The organism is Mucilaginibacter sp. AK015, from assembly GCF_014200785.1.
In the GTDB taxonomy this organism is placed as follows: domain Bacteria; phylum Bacteroidota; class Bacteroidia; order Sphingobacteriales; family Sphingobacteriaceae; genus Mucilaginibacter.
The window spans coordinates 451,044-465,974 of the sequence record NZ_JACHCV010000003.1; the positions used below are offsets into that span (position 1 = coordinate 451,044).

A 14,931-nucleotide genomic window follows, 5' to 3' on the forward strand; every position below is an offset into this window, starting at 1 on the left:
TCATCAGCACGCCTGAGCCTGATCATGGAAGGGTATATACTGTGGGTTTACCTTTGACAGACAAGTAACAGTAACCATGATATGAAAAAGATCATTGCGGCCTTCGACGGCCTTAAATTCTCAAAAGGAACGCTCGATTATGCGATCGAACTTGCCGTCCGCGGCAAATCTGTGGTAACGGGCGTATTCCTCGAAGATTTCCTTTACCATAGCTTTAATTTATTTGATATGGTAGGCAGCGAGGGTATCTCAAAAACAAAATTAAACCACCTGTTGAAAAAGGATCAGGAAACCCGGCAGGCGGCGGTTGCCCTTTTCGAGCAAACCTGTAAAAAACGGGGCATTGAATATTTGCTTCATCAGGATAAGCGCTTCGCTATTGACGACCTGCTGAAGGAGAGCATTTATGCCGACCTTACCATTATTGGCGCAGCCGAAACACTGAACCATTTTGAGCAAGCAAAGCCAACGCCTTTTGTACTGCAATTACTGGCAGGCACACAAAGCCCCGTGTTGGTGGTGCCTGCTACACACCAACTGATTGAACGGGTGATTATACTTTACGATGGCCACCCATCATCCGTTTATGCGCTTAAAATGTTCACTTACTTATTCCCCTGGACAGTAAAATACCCCTCTGAAATTGTTTATGTAAGCGACAAGGAACTGGACTTATTGCCCGACGGGAACCTGATTGGCGAATATACACGCAGTCATTTTTCAAAACCACTGCTTACGCAGTTAACCGGCCAACCGGATGAAACGCTTGTGGCCCACCTTAGAAAGGCGGAACCGGGAACAGTGGTGATTATGGGCGCTTACAGCCGTGGCGCGCTTTCAAGAATGTTTAACAGCAGCATGGCCAATGTACTGATGGAAGCACTGGACCTGCCCTTATTTATTGCGCACCACTAATCAAAGCCGATGAAAACATTACTGCTTGCAACCGACCTGGCAGCCAGCTCGGAAAACGTAGCTGCTTATGCTTACCGCCTTGCACAAACGCTAAAAGCAAAATTATTACTTTGCTATACGATGAACGTACCGGCAGAGATACCACAGGCCGGAGTTGTTGCATGGCCGCTCGGTGTATATGAAGATATGGACCGCGACAGCCAGGCCGCACTTAAGGCGTTAAAACACAAATTACTCGAAAGTAGTACCGGAGAGGACTTTACTCCAGAGGTTGTTTGTCTACTGGGGGCAGGCCTGGTGACGGATGTGGTAACTGCCGAAGCTGCCCGGCACAAGGCCGATTTGATCATTATGCGAACACATGCCAATGACCGGCTAAGTACATGGCTGATAGGTAATCATAGCCGAAAAATGATAGAAGCAGCTATGTGCCCTTTGTTGCTGGTGCCCGGCGATTTTGCGTTTCGCCCAATAGCTAAAATCGCTTTTGCAAGTGACTTTAAGCACCCCGAGTTAGACATCGTTGCTATTAATCAACTGGTGTCGTTCGCTAAAAAGCTCAATGCAGAGTTGGTGCTGGCGCATGTTATACAGCATAATAAAGCCACAACAAATGACTCGATAGTGAAGGACCTGTTAACCAACCTTGCACGTAATCATGGTCATCAGCAGGTGAGCGTAAAAGTAGTTAAAAGCGAACATGTGGCAAATGGCCTTACTTGGTTGGTGCACCATGAGCACATCGACATGCTCACTATGGTACACAACCGACATTCTTTTCTCGGAGAATTATTGCACGGCAGCCATACACAGCAAATTGCAGATGATGCTTCAGTCCCCTTATTGGTGTTCAACTCTCACGAAAATGCTGATTAATCGTTTTTTCAAATCTGCCTGGCCGATGAATGGAATTGAACATTTTCCTGCCTACCCGGCATGATCGACGGCGGGCGACCTTATGGCCGGATAGAAACTATTTCTAAAAGTTCAATAGCGCTTATCGTGCTAAAAAATATGACAAAGATCATAAATATACATGACCGCCATACTGTCAAATCGGTACCATCTTTGAGGATATTTGTGACAGACATCATTGCTATTCAGTAAATCGCAGATCATGAAAAAGATACTTGTCATAGAAGATAACAGCGATATCCGCGAGGGTACCGCAGAGATACTGGAGCTTAGCGGCTACCAGGTACTTAAGGCTGTAAACGGAAAGGCCGGCGTTGACCTGGCGCTCAGCCAGCGGCCCGACCTGATCTTATGCGATATCATGATGCCTGAACTGGATGGTTACGGCGTGTTGTACTTGCTCAGTAAGAATCCTGAATCGGCCGCCATTCCCTTTATATTTCTCACCGCAAAAGCAGAACGGCTGGACCTCCGTAAGGGAATGGAAATGGGGGCCGACGACTACCTGACCAAACCTTTTGATGATATGGAACTGCTGCATGCCATCGAGTGCCGCCTACAAAAGCAGGAAAAACTGGCCAGTTACTACAGCCGCTCATTGTTTAACCTGGAAAGGCTGGCGTCTGGACAACTACGTGGCACCGCCGAGCTAAAGGCGCTTATAGCAGGCCGGAAAATACGGCAGATTAAAAAGAAACAAGTGTTATATTACGAGGGGGACGAGCCACAAGGCATTTACCTTGTGCTTGAAGGCGGAATAAAAACTTTTAAACTTACTGAAGACGGCCGCGAACTAATGACAGGTCTTTACAAACCTGAGGATTTTGTGGGCATCAACGGCTTGCTGGTAGCAGATACGCAGGCAGAAACTGCCGAAGCGCTGGAGGATTCGGCGGTATGCCTTTTACCCAAGGAAATGATCATGAACCTGCTGACACGTTACCCGGATATAAGCCAACAGTTTTTGAAGATTCTGGCCAATGATATCCGCGATAAAGAAGAGCAGCTCTTGCAGTTTGCTTACCAGTCGGTCCGAAAAAGAATGTCGCAGGTATTGCTTCGCCTGCAAGCGCAATTTGCTCCCGCCGAAGAATTCAAGATATCCCGGGATGAACTGGCAGCAATGGCCGGCATGGCTACCGAGACCGTTAGCCGCACCCTTACCGATTTCAAAGAAGAAGGACTGATTGGGAGGCAAGGCAGCCAGATCCGGATACTGGATGGCACACGCCTTCAGAAAATGAAGAATTGATTTTCGCTGCGTTCTGTCAGCAGTTAGACTGACAGCCATCATATTTTATTTTCATCAGACAGGCGATCTTTAATTCATAATTCAGTAAAAAATCATGAAAAAGATCTTAGTTCTTACCGACTTCAGCGACAATGCCATGCAGGCTGCCGAAGCGGCCGTAACCATCGCGGGAAAATTACACGCAAATATCATTTTGTTCAACACTTATGTCAGTGAGCCGATCATGTCGGAGTATAGCGGCACGCCCTGGCCGGTAGAACAACTGATGTGGGCAGACCAGGGTAAAGAGAAATTAAAATATCTGAAAGAAGACCTCCAGGAACTGGCCCGCCAGCTGCCTGCTGGGGACCATCGCCCGAGCATTGATGACCGTCATGACATGGGAAGCCTTGGCAGCCAGGTTAAAGACCTACTACAACTGGAAGATATAGAGATGATCATTATGGGCGCACGCAGCGGCAAAGCCTGGGAACACTTGCTTTTGGGCAGCGATACCTCTGCTGTAATGGAACACACGGACCGCCCCGTATTGATAATTCCCCCTGGCCGGCCATTGAAAGGATTGCATAAAGTAACCCTTGCGACGGACTTTGACCGCCCAGACCAAAAGGCGGTGCATTATCTTACCCGCATTGGCCGGGTGTTTGGGTTCAGCCTGGAAATTGTGCATGTTTCGCTATGGGGCAAAAAGCCTTTGAACGAGCACCTTAAAACCTCTTTTAAAAATCACGTAGCCAAATACCATTTCCCGGCCATTACCTACCAGGAAGTAGCTGGAAAAGAGTTGATAAAGCGGTTAAATCACCTTTGTGCAGCAAACAGCAGCGATGTGCTGGTTTTGGTGCATGATCGGCATAACTGGCTTAACCGCCTTTTTAAACAGAATCAGGCGCAAACCTTGCTGGACAACCAGGATCTTCCGGTCTTGATCATTCCGGCCGCCATTGCCGACGAATAGCAAATGATCAGGCGGCAGTCTCATATCTGCCGCTATATTTCGTCCATCACCAATACCGCCGCACCTTTCACCTTGCCGGCACGCAGTTGCTGTAGTGCATCGTTCGCCTCGGATAATTTGAAAAAGGTAGTTTGTGTTTTGACAGGTGATAACGCCAGTTGCCGAAAGAATGCCTGACCGTCTTCGCGGGTGAGGTTGGCGACCGATTGTAACGATCGTTCCTCCCATAGCAGCGCATAAGGAAAAGTCGGTATATCACTCATGTGAATGCCTCCGCAGATCACCTGCCCGGCTTTATCAACATCCTTTAGGGCTTTGGGTATAAGCTCGCCGGATGGGGCAAGGATAATAGCGGCATCAAGTCGTTCCGGCGCCTCACTCAGGCTACTCCCGGCCCAACCGGCTCCCATCCGGATTGCGAACAATTGTGATTCTGTATCGCCTTCGCTGGTAAAGGCAAATATCTGTTTGTTTTGCGCCTTGGCGATCTGCGTCAGAATATGTGCGGCTGCTCCAAAACCATAAAGCCCTATCTTAACCGCGTCCGGGCGGATCATCCGGTAAGATCTGAACCCGATCAGGCCAGCGCACAATAGCGGGGCGGCAAACGCGTTTTGGTAACCAGCCGGCATCGAAAAACAAAATCGCGCATCGGCCACCAAAAATTCCGCATACCCGCCATCGAGGGTATAACCGGTGAACCCTGCTCTTTCGCAAAGGTTTTCGCGGCCGGCCAAACAAAAACGACACTTTCCGCAGGTGTAACCAAGCCAGGGCACACCGATTATATCGCCAACACGAAAACCGGCAACCCCGCTGCCGAAAGCAGTGACGCGGGCAATTATCTCGTGGCCGGGTATCAGCGGCAGCTTGGGCGCAGTTAGTTCGCCATCAATAATATGCAAATCGGTACGGCAAACGCCGCAGGCAATCACCTTTAATTGCAATTCGCCGGAAACAGGTTGAGGAATAGCCACCTTTCGATAGGTGAGCGGCTGTCCCGGGCGGTCCATCACCATGGCATTCATTTCGCCTTTCATACACAAATTATTTAAAAACAAACACCGTGAGCCTCCCGCGGAAAAACCAATAAAGGTATCCGGATATGCCTGGCTAATCGTTGTGTATGACTGCCTTTCAGAATTTTTTCCAAATAGAAGTGCGGACGGTGTACCATGGCAAGCATATCTACCTGGCCATGTTCGCTCAGCCAGTCCAGCCCATGGTCTACATCCATGCTTTTTACATGCCGGTAATATATTTGCCCATAATGTGCTTTAGCCGTCACCTCGTTCAGGAACTCATCTACCAAATGCTGGTGCGCGGGCGCATCATATTTATCGTTTGTTACGTGCACAATTAAAATTTCGGCGTTGAACGGGCGGGCCAGGCTGGCCAGCGAATGAATTAGATCAATGTCACCTTTATTCAAATCAGTGGCAAAAGCAATTTTCTTTAACTGGCGGGGAGCAGGAATGTTAGGGATGAGTAACACCGGGAAAGTGGCTTTATCAATTAGCTCCTGGCTGTTACTACCCAGCAACAGGCGATGCATTTTTCCTGCACCAGACATGCCCATTACCACCATTGGCGAGCGATAATGATCGACCAGGTTCCGGACCATAATACTCACTTCTCCGAGTTCTGCCGTACCCGAAACACGGCTGATGTGGTTACCTGCCGGCGAACCGATCGTTTCCATTTCCAGTTGGTGACGCAGGTTGTCCAATTCCACAACGGCGTCGTGTTTAACCTGTTCGTAATCATTCAACGGCCAGGCAGATTGCGCCGCCGCACGCGCTTCAGCAGGCACCTTAAAAGCGTGGATAAGCTGTACATCGGCCTGCAGATGCCGGGCTAAAAATAAGCCGTAACGAGCTGCATTAGTCGCGGCTTCGGAAAAATCAGTTGGTATCAGGAAGGTTTTCATCGCATATATTTTGGCTTAAAATTCCATAAATAAGCGCGGATGTGCCGTGACAGACATCACCTTGATAAATGAGATTGGACAGCCGGCTTATTCTTTTTACTGATATGTGCCAGCAGCCGTTTATAGAACCAATGTTTTACAAGTTCGGCTGTGAGCATGTAGGCCGCGATGAGCACAGCTATCCAGGTGTATAAGGCAGGCGGCAAAACAACGAAGCCGAACCAGCCGGACAATGGTGAACCGGGAATGAGGCAGACAGCCAGGATTATGACAAAACTCGCTCCGAGAAGCGCGTTTCCGGGCAAGCTGCGAAAAAAAGCCCGGCGCGTGCGCACCACCAGTACAATAACCACTGCCGAAATAACAGATTCAGTAAACCATCCTGTCTGAAATTCCCGCTCACCGGCGTGGAAAACAAATAGCAGGCAGGTAAAAGTCAGGTAGTCGAATACAGAGCTCAGCAGCCCAAAAGTGATCATAAACTTGCGGATGAAAGCCATATCCCAGCGCTGTGGTAAACTAAGCTGGCTACTATCCACCTTATCGCTGGCAATCGCCATCTCTGGGAAGTCGGTCAGCAGGTTTGTCAACAAAACTTGTTTAGGTAACAGCGGCAAAAACGGCAAAAATAGCGAAGCGCCCGCCATACTGAACATGTTGCCAAAGTTAGCGCTGGTGGCCATAAACACATATTTCATGGTATTTGCAAACGTTTTACGACCCTCTTCTATGCCGTCCAATAAAACTTGCAGCCCGCTTTTCAGCAAAACGATATCTGCGGCCTCCTTGGCCACGTCAACCGCTGTGTTCACCGAAATCCCTACGTCTGCCGCATGCAGAGCGGGAGCGTCATTAATACCGTCGCCCATAAAGCCTACCACGTAGCCTGCTTTCTTTAACAACAATATGATCCTCTCTTTCTGATTCGGCTCCACCTCGGCGAAAATATCGGTACGCGGCGCCGCGTGTAATAAGGCGGACTGGCTCATCTGTCGGATTTCGGGCCCCTTTAATATCCGGGGGGCGGGCAACTCCAGTAAACCGGCAAGATGCTGCGCAACCAGGGCGGTGTCGCCCGTAATGATCTTTAACTTAACCCCTGATTGCTGCAAACGGAGAAGCGTGCTGGCGCTGTCGGGTTTAGGCGGGTCAAAAAGGGTAATGAAACCTGCAAAGGTCATACCCGACTCATCGTGCCGGTCAATCTTGTGCTTATCCGGGATCTCTTTAACGGCCAGCGCCAGCGTTCGGTAACCGCTGCGGCTTAACTCCTCCCATCGGTTTACCAAACTGCTTTTAAGATCAGGGCCAAGGGGCACAGGCCGGCCGCCGTGCATTACTTCTGTACAAATCTCCAGGATGGATGAAAACGCGCCTTTGGTGATCAAGCGGGAGCGTCCGGATTCCTCTACCTGGATACTTAAGCGTTTACGGGAAAAGTCATACGGGATCTCTGTTTTCGCGTTCGGCAACTTTTCGTTACCCTGATAAGCTTCGCATATAGCTTTATCAATAGGGTTGTGAAAACCGCTTTGCAAGGCTGCGTTTAGCCAGGCATAGCGTAAAACGCCGGCACTGGGATTTCCGCTGCAGTCCAGCGCATCTTTTACCACTACCTTACCCGCGGTAATGGTGCCTGTTTTATCCGTGCATAATACATTCATACTGCCGAAATTCTCAATTGCCGACAGCCTTTTAACGATCACTTGTTTCCGGGCCATCTTTCTGGCACCCGCAGCCAGGTTGACACTTATAATTGCAGGAAGCATTTGGGGGGTGAGCCCTACAGCAAGCGCCAGAGAGAATAAAAAAGAATCAAGCACGGGTTTATGCAGCCAAACATTTAGGGCAAAAATGATTATAACCAGCAATAATGTCAATTCCATTAAAAGATAACCAAACTTGCGGATCCCACGCTCAAAGTCAGTTTCAACTATGCTATTTCGGAGACTGGCTGATAATTTACCAAACTCGGTTGACATACCCGTATCTACAATCAGGGCGCTTGCGGTACCGCTCACTACATGGCTGCCCATAAACAAAGTATTAAACCGTTTGGCCAGAGGTGTATCCGCAGGTAACGGCCCACTGTACTTTTCAACCGGAAACGATTCTCCGGTAAATGCAGCTTCATCAACAAATAAAGCAGTGGCCGTAAGTAGCAGGCAATCTCCCGGTATCATATCACCGGCGGACAACTGAACAACATCTCCGGGAACGGCAGCTATCATCGGGATGCTTACCGTTTTACCATCCCTGACGACACTACAGTTTAACTGCACCATCTGCAGTAAGCCTTTTATAGCCTCGTTAGCCCCCTTTTCCTGCCAAAAACCAAGAATGCCGCTAAGCAGGACGATCCCGAGGATGATGATGGCATCAGCCAAATCACCCAAACCTGCGGCTAAAAATGATGCTACGATGAGCAGGATGGTAACTGGGCTTTTGAACTGAGCAAGGAATAAGATGAAAGCCTGGCTTGTTCTGTTTGAACTTACCGTATTCCTACCGTATTTACGAAGCCGTTCGGCGGCATCGCGGCTGGAAAGGCCGGCAGTACCCGTACTTAGCCGGCTAAACACTTCGGTAGCCTCCAGGGCCCAGAAAGGTACCGGTGTGTATGGTAATATTGACATAGATATCCTTTTACATGGGAAATAGCAGAACAGGCACAGCTAAACCTTCGGGAATCCGCCCATTAAGCCGGCCACCCATAATCTGTTCGAAATGGAACCGGTGATTGACCAGCACCATCAGGTCGGCATGTAAACCGTTAACAAGCACATCCAACGCCCGGTGGATATCGCGCTCGGGTATATTGTTAAAAGTTAGGGAGCATGGCGGTAGTTGCTTCGCTATCTCACCAAATAGCTGAACTCCATAACTTTCAACTATGGGGGCCAATCCTTCTTTACTGAAATGCGCCAGCGACAGGCTCGCCCGGGATGCTAATGCCCAACCGGTTAGATAGCGCATGATATTCAGGCGGCAATACCGAAGGTCGGCCATATAGGTAATCCGGCGTATCGATTCGCCCTCCCAGCAGTCGGGTACCAGCAAGAGCGGGCACTGCAACCGGTTAAGCAAGCTTTGAAAATTGAGTGACTGCTGATCTGCCGACGTTTTGCTGTACCCGCTAACAATCATCCAGCAGTTGGCTCTTAGTGCCACAGCGGCAACGTCAGCAGCATTTGCCAGCGGAAGTTCTATCTGGGAGATGGAGGGCTGAAAACCAGCCTGCCCTTCATTTAGTCGCTGCAGCAAGCGATAGATCTGTTCAGATTCCCGTTTACCGCCGGTCGTTGCTCCGTGCCCTCCTGCCAGTACTTTAACAGGGACGGTAGTAGCCTGATAATTAGTTTGAACAATCAGGACTTCTGCCTGTACATCCCGGGCGATCTGGAACATTAATTTTGCAGCTGAGCTTGCGGCTGTTGAACCGTCGTTGATAAAGAGGATTGTTTTCATGTTTTGCTTGCTTCATTTTCCATAAAATTGGGGAATTTCTTCTGGCAAAAACATGATACGGGTCATCCGGCGCCATGCGCCTACTCATACATACAGGTCCTGATAATATTGCCTGGCCAGGCGATCGCTATCGAAAGCCGGCACAACATCTTCGTAAGCCGTACCTGCTATGCGGAACCATTCTTCCGGATTATCGTAATACATAGGCAATACCTTTTGCTGCAGCACTTGCAGCATCGCTTTATTCTCCATCTCATCTTTTTGGGGTTCCTGCAGTTCTTGCGGCGCCGTCGGGATCAGAAAACAGTTCACCGGGTCGCGGGCAAATTCAGCTACCCAGCCGTCAGCGATGGATAGGTTCACCGCCCCGTTCATAGCCGCAGTCATCCCACTGGTCCCCGAAGCTTCGTGATACAGGCGCGGTGTGTTCAACCAAAGGTCTGCACCTTGCTTTAAAAGTGCGGAAAGGCGCAATTCATACCCGGTGAGTACAGCGCAATTGCAAAAAGCAAACGTCCGGTTTATCAATTGGTTAAATTCCCCGGCTCCTGCCTCATCGCCCGGATATGGCTTTCCTGCCCAAATCAATTGTACAGGATATTTCGTCTGTGTAACCAGGCTTACAAAAGCCTGCCAATCGGCCATAAGCAGTCCGGCACGCTTATAACCCGCAAAGCGCCTCGCCCAAACAATGGTTAACACATCTTCGCGGAATAGTTTGCCGCATTGATCAGCAACAACCCGGAATAGTTCGCGCTTTAACTCTTTCTTACGGCCGGCAAAGCCCTGTACATCCTTTGATTGCAACTGCCGGCTTATCTGCATATCGGCCCAATAATACCGGTTTTGCGCATTGGTGATGGGGATGAGAGGGCAAATACCGGCATTGGCGCCCCACATTTGCTGCGCTATTTGAGTATGAAGCTTTGAAACGCCATTGGCCTTCCGCGCGAATTTGAGGGCAGTCAGCGTGTAGTTAAATTGCTCCCCCTCCAGCTGGAGCAATTCCCTAACCTCTGTTACGGTGAGGTGATAAAAAAAGGACATTGTTTCCAACAGTGCAAAGTTATGCGCTTCATTACCTGCCATCTCCGGCGTATGGGTAGTGAACACTACCCTTTTTTTTACCTCTTCGAGATTTTTGAATTTATCATACAGGTAAAAATTTAAGGCTACGGCGTGACCTTCATTCATATGGTAAACATCTGGCGTAAGCCCTAAAATATCCAGCATTTTAGCGCCCCCGATACCTAAAACGATATTTTGTGCGATGCGGGTCGCCTCGTTTGAATCATACAGCCGATGGGTGATCGACCGGGAAAGCTCGTCGTTCTCCGGGATATCTGTGGTCAGCAAAAATAAGGGCGCGCAACCAAAAGTTGCCGGCGGTAAAAGGTAAGCTTTGACATGGACAGGGGACTGGTGAACAGTTATACTGAAGGTGATATTAATATCTCTTAGAAAGGAATAGTGCTTTTCAATAAAAGCGTCTGCCATATGGTTTGTTGCATCGCGCACCTGGTCATAATAACCATATTTCCATAGCAACCCCACGGCGACGAAGTTTTGCTGCAGATGATACGCACTGCGCAGGTGCGAGCCGGCCAGGAAGCCAAGGCCGCCGGCGTAGATCTTTAACGATTGGTCTATCGCGTATTCCATGGCAAAATAGGCGACCGATGTGCGGTACTGGTCGGCCGGTGTGTAAGTAAATAATTCAGCTTTGTCCATCTGGTGCTGTATTGATGTTGCGCCCGGCGATTTCCGCTTTTAACTTCGCCGGTATTGGCCGGCAGCCACAATTTTGCTGATGCGCCAGGTGCCAGCATATCCGTTGGTCGATGGTGGCGTTTTTCGGCATCACGTTCATCTTATGCCAAGCTTTGTTAATCATTTTCATAAGGTGTTAAATGGGTTTCGTCGTTCCATTTCCAATCTTTGATCTCGGGCATATCATCCAGGTGCTTACAGATATATTGATGATGCCGCTGAAGCATAGATTGGCAATATGCGGTAAAGGTATCTGCGTAGGGTTGAAAGCCGGCTATCCGCTTCACAGCTTCCATCGCCAGATGATATCGGCTCATATTATTTAGTACAACCATATCAAATGGCGTCGTGGTTGTGCCTTCCTCCATATAGCCGCGAATATGGAAGCGGGCCGGTTCCGGCCGGCCGTGTACCAGGTCGTGTATGATGCGCACATAGCCATGAAAGGCAAAGATCACATGCGCTGTGTCTGTAAACAAACTGCTGAATAATTCGGCACTCATACCGTGCGGATGATAAGCTTGCGGTGATAAGGCCATCAGGTCGATCACATTGACGACGCGTACCTTTATCTGCGGCAGGTGGTGCCGCAGCAGCCATGCCGCCGCCACCGTTTCCAAAGTAGGGACATCGCCCGCGCAGGCCAGTACAATATCCGGCGTTTCAGCGCCGCAATTGCTTGCCCAATCCCAAATGGAAGCGCCTTGCGCCGAATGCCTGATCGCGTCAGCCATGTTCAGCCATTGCAGTTCCGGCTGTTTGCCAGCTACAACTACGTTTATGTAATCACGGCTGCGCAGGCAATGATCCATAACAGATAGCAATGTATTGGCATCAGGCGGCAAATAAATACGCACTACCGCGCTTTTTTTGTTCACCACCGTATCAATAAATCCTGGCCCCTGGTGGCTGTAGCCGTTATTGTCCTGCCGCCATACATGCGAGGTCAGCAAGTAATTTAATGATGCTACCGGTTTACGCCAGGGCAGTTCGCGCGCAGTTTTTAACCACTTGGCATGTTGGCTCACCATAGAATCTACTATCGTTACAAATGCTTCGTAACAGGGAAATAATCCATGCCGCCCGCTCAGCAGGTAACCTTCCAGCCATCCCTCACAAAGGTGCTCACTCAGCACTTCCATTACCCGGCCGTCAGTGGAAAGCTTATCATCTGCAGGCAGCGTTAATTCCATCGTACAACGCTCCGTGACCTCAAAAACAGCCTCCAGGCGGTTCGATGTCGTTTCGTCCGGGCAAAAGAGCCGGAAGTTCCTTTTATCTGCATTCAAGGTAAAAATATCCCGCAGATACTTACCCAACTTGCGGGTACTCTCCGCTTCTAGGGTTCCCGGCATACCAATATCAAGACCGTATGTTTTAAAATCAGGCAGCACCAGATCAGTTAGTAACAACCCTCCGTTTGCTTGCGCAACTGCGCTCATGCGCTTATCTCCTTTTGGGGCAAGCTCCGCCAGTTGCGGCAACAGTTTTCCCGTATCGTCAAAAAGCTTTTCAGGGTGATAGCCGCGCAACCAGTTTTCAAGCAGTTTGAGTTTTTCCGGATCTTCACGCACACCGGTAAGCGGTACCTGATGAGCACGAAAGGTGCCCTCAATAGGTACCCCTTTCCAGGCCTTTGGCCCCGTCCACCCCTTCGGCGTCCGCAAAATAATAACCGGCCAAAGAAAAGGATAAGAAAGTTTTTTAGCCCTGGCTGATTGTTGTATAAGCCTTATTTTATCGTAGGCAGCATCCAGGGTTCTCGCCATTTGCTCATGCACCACGAGCGGGTCGTCGCCCTCAACAAAATACGTAGCGTAGCCATAACCGGCAAAAAGCGCCGTAAGCGAAGCGTCGCTCATGCGCGCAAGCACTGTGGGCCCTGATATTTTATATCCGTTTAAATGCAGAATAGGCAAAACTGCCCCATCCGTTGCCGGATTTAAGAAAGCGACTGACTTCCAGCTGCCCTCTAATGGGCCGGTCTCCGCTTCCCCGTCACCGACAACACAGGCGACAATAAGGTCCGGATTATCAAACGCCGCTCCGAAGGCGTGTACCAATGAGTATCCCAGTTCGCCTCCTTCGTTAATCGAACCCGGGGTATGCGCACTTACATGGCTGGGAATCCCGCCCGGTGTTGAGAATTGCCGGAATAACTGACGCATACCTTGCTCATTCTCGGGCACAGCCGGGTAAATTTCGCTGTAGGTAGCCTCCAAATAGGTGTGGGCTATAACAGCAGGCGCTCCATGCCCCGGGCCGCAAACATAAAGTATGGCGGCGCCTGTGTTTTTGATCAGCCGATTCAGGTGAACATACACCAGGTTCAGCCCCGGCGACGTGCCCCAATGGCCCAGTAGTCTTGGCTTGATATCTGCTGCTTTCAATGGCTCGTTAAGCAACGGGTTCTCCTGCAGGTAAATTTGCCCCGCTGCAAGATAGTTTGCTGCTTGCCAGTAGGCGTGTATCGATCGAAGTTCTTTTTCGTTTAATGTGTTCATAATCTTAAAGGTTACCGATTAACGTTTGGGCGTGTTTGGCCATGATAGCGGCCTCATTGGTTTTCAACACTCCTATTTTTACTTTACTGCCTGATTTTGATATCCATTTATGCCCGGCACTATTGCGCCGCCGGCTGAGTTCCAGCCCCATAAACTGCAGGCCGTGGCAGCACTGCTCCCTAACGAGCGCGGCATTCTCGCCAATCCCTCCCGTAAAAACCAGCATATCCAGCCCACCCATAGCGGCAGCTAAGGCGCCGATAAATTTTTTTACTGTGTAACAGAAAAGTTCGATTGCCTGCCCGGCTTTTTGATCGCTTGCAGAACGCTTTACCAAACTTTCCATATCTGCGCATCCGGCAATGGCCTGTAACCCGGACTGCTCACTCAATAACTCATCGATCTCATCTGCTGACAATTTCTCGTTTCGCAGCAAGTACAGGATCACCCCGGGGTCGAGATCGCCGCTGCGTGTTGCCATCACCAGACCGCCTAACGGACTAAAACCCATTGTGGTATCTACACTTTTACCATTACACACCGCGGCCATGCTGGCCCCGCTGCCCAAATGGGCGATAATCAGTTTCTGCCCCACCAGTTTTGGATGCTTTTGTAACAGCGTTTCCAGGATGAACTCATAGGATAAGCCATGAAAACCATAGCGCATCACCCCCTTTTCACGGTAGCTTGCGGGCAACGGGTAATATTTGGCTTGCCCGGGCAGGTGGCGATGAAAAAAGGTATCGAAGCAAGCTACGGCCAGCGATTCAGGAAAAATTTCCTGAAATGCCTTTATAGCTTTTATTTCAACCGGAAGATGGTTGGGTGCGAGATAGGAATAATGTTGAAGCTCGTTCAGCAAACTGTCGCTGATAATTTCCGGCTCCCGGTGTTTTGGCCCCCCCTGAACAATACGGTGCGCCACAACCCGGATAGTATAACGGTTGGAATGATTGTGAAGCCAACCGCTCAGTTCCCGAATACCGGCGGCCACACCAGCCTGCGCCAATGGGTGATTGGCCAAATATTCGCCCCCTTCATCTTGTATGATAAAGTGCGTTTCACCGGCAATATCTGTCTTCACCGAACCGGATAAAGCGGGGTGCAGGTTTTGCAGCCCGAATAAACAAAACTTAAGGCTTGAAGACCCGCAGTTGACAGTAAGTATGAACTGATCATTCGCCGTTGTCATGCTACGAAATTATTATTCGCAGCGCGG

At 49.7% G+C, this 14,931-nt stretch carries 12 protein-coding genes; 4 read left to right on the forward strand and 8 right to left on the reverse strand.

The window, feature by feature from the left end:
• Positions 1-81 precede the first annotated feature (81 nt).
• From HDC91_RS14285 to HDC91_RS14300, 4 genes are all read left to right on the forward strand, one after another.
• Positions 82-915 carry a universal stress protein gene (locus HDC91_RS14285; protein WP_183553299.1) on the forward strand — a complete coding sequence of 278 codons (834 nt, stop codon included), beginning with the start codon at positions 82-84 and terminating at the stop codon, positions 913-915.
• A 9-nt stretch (positions 916-924) separates the two neighbouring features.
• Positions 925-1,791, forward strand: coding sequence for a universal stress protein (locus HDC91_RS14290; RefSeq protein ID WP_183553301.1), 867 nt, complete (start codon positions 925-927; stop codon positions 1,789-1,791).
• A 241-nt stretch (positions 1,792-2,032) separates the two neighbouring features.
• The gene (locus HDC91_RS14295; RefSeq protein ID WP_162430442.1) at positions 2,033-3,082 is read left to right on the forward strand and encodes a response regulator; all 1,050 of its coding nucleotides are present in this window, start codon (positions 2,033-2,035) and stop codon (positions 3,080-3,082) included.
• 94 nt (positions 3,083-3,176) lie between these two features.
• Positions 3,177-4,040 carry a universal stress protein gene (locus tag HDC91_RS14300; protein WP_183553303.1) on the forward strand — a complete coding sequence of 288 codons (864 nt, stop codon included), beginning with the start codon at positions 3,177-3,179 and terminating at the stop codon, positions 4,038-4,040.
• Between the two features lie 32 nt (positions 4,041-4,072).
• Here HDC91_RS14300 and HDC91_RS14305 read toward each other — a convergent pair whose 3' ends face one another.
• From HDC91_RS14305 to HDC91_RS14340, 8 genes are all read right to left on the reverse strand, one after another.
• Positions 4,073-5,080: a zinc-dependent alcohol dehydrogenase family protein gene (locus tag HDC91_RS14305; RefSeq protein WP_221262191.1), complete on the reverse strand. Its 1,008-nt coding sequence runs from the start codon at positions 5,078-5,080 to the stop codon at positions 4,073-4,075.
• Positions 5,081-5,091: 11 nt separating this feature from the next.
• A complete protein-coding gene (locus HDC91_RS14310) occupies positions 5,092-5,970 on the reverse strand; it encodes a universal stress protein (protein ID WP_183553305.1) in 879 nt (292 codons plus the stop codon).
• A gap of 56 nt (positions 5,971-6,026) precedes the next feature.
• On the reverse strand, positions 6,027-8,606 hold the full coding sequence (mgtA, locus tag HDC91_RS14315) for a magnesium-translocating P-type ATPase (RefSeq protein ID WP_183553307.1): 2,580 nt from the start codon (positions 8,604-8,606) through the stop codon (positions 6,027-6,029).
• A gap of 10 nt (positions 8,607-8,616) precedes the next feature.
• A complete protein-coding gene (locus tag HDC91_RS14320; protein WP_183553310.1) occupies positions 8,617-9,438 on the reverse strand; it encodes a hypothetical protein in 822 nt (273 codons plus the stop codon).
• Positions 9,439-9,522: 84 nt separating this feature from the next.
• On the reverse strand, positions 9,523-11,169 hold the full coding sequence (glgP, locus tag HDC91_RS14325) for an alpha-glucan family phosphorylase (protein ID WP_183553311.1): 1,647 nt from the start codon (positions 11,167-11,169) through the stop codon (positions 9,523-9,525).
• Positions 11,156-11,338, reverse strand: a complete 183-nt coding sequence (locus HDC91_RS14330; RefSeq protein WP_183553313.1) for a hypothetical protein — start codon at positions 11,336-11,338, stop codon at positions 11,156-11,158. The genes glgP and HDC91_RS14330 overlap by 14 nt, the downstream gene beginning before the upstream one ends.
• Complete coding sequence (locus tag HDC91_RS14335; protein ID WP_183553315.1) at positions 11,325-13,712, reverse strand: phosphoketolase; 2,388 nt, start codon at positions 13,710-13,712, stop codon at positions 11,325-11,327. The genes HDC91_RS14330 and HDC91_RS14335 overlap by 14 nt, the downstream gene beginning before the upstream one ends.
• Positions 13,713-13,716: 4 nt before the next feature.
• The gene (locus HDC91_RS14340) at positions 13,717-14,904 is read right to left on the reverse strand and encodes an acetate/propionate family kinase (protein ID WP_183553317.1); all 1,188 of its coding nucleotides are present in this window, start codon (positions 14,902-14,904) and stop codon (positions 13,717-13,719) included.
• Between the last annotated feature and the right edge of the window lie 27 nt (positions 14,905-14,931).

Coding starts and splice junctions, on each gene's coding strand:
- HDC91_RS14285 (WP_183553299.1), top strand. CDS start 82: ATGAAAAAGATCATTGCGGCCTTCGACGGCCTTAAATTCTCAAAAGGA.
- HDC91_RS14290 (WP_183553301.1), top strand. CDS start 925: ATGAAAACATTACTGCTTGCAACCGACCTGGCAGCCAGCTCGGAAAAC.
- HDC91_RS14295 (WP_162430442.1), top strand. CDS start 2,033: ATGAAAAAGATACTTGTCATAGAAGATAACAGCGATATCCGCGAGGGT.
- HDC91_RS14300 (WP_183553303.1), top strand. CDS start 3,177: ATGAAAAAGATCTTAGTTCTTACCGACTTCAGCGACAATGCCATGCAG.
- HDC91_RS14305 (WP_221262191.1), bottom strand. CDS start 5,080: ATGAAAGGCGAAATGAATGCCATGGTGATGGACCGCCCGGGACAGCCG.
- HDC91_RS14310 (WP_183553305.1), bottom strand. CDS start 5,970: ATGAAAACCTTCCTGATACCAACTGATTTTTCCGAAGCCGCGACTAAT.
- mgtA (WP_183553307.1), bottom strand. CDS start 8,606: ATGTCAATATTACCATACACACCGGTACCTTTCTGGGCCCTGGAGGCT.
- HDC91_RS14320 (WP_183553310.1), bottom strand. CDS start 9,438: ATGAAAACAATCCTCTTTATCAACGACGGTTCAACAGCCGCAAGCTCA.
- glgP (WP_183553311.1), bottom strand. CDS start 11,169: ATGGACAAAGCTGAATTATTTACTTACACACCGGCCGACCAGTACCGC.
- HDC91_RS14330 (WP_183553313.1), bottom strand. CDS start 11,338: ATGAAAATGATTAACAAAGCTTGGCATAAGATGAACGTGATGCCGAAA.
- HDC91_RS14335 (WP_183553315.1), bottom strand. CDS start 13,712: ATGAACACATTAAACGAAAAAGAACTTCGATCGATACACGCCTACTGG.
- HDC91_RS14340 (WP_183553317.1), bottom strand. CDS start 14,904: ATGACAACGGCGAATGATCAGTTCATACTTACTGTCAACTGCGGGTCT.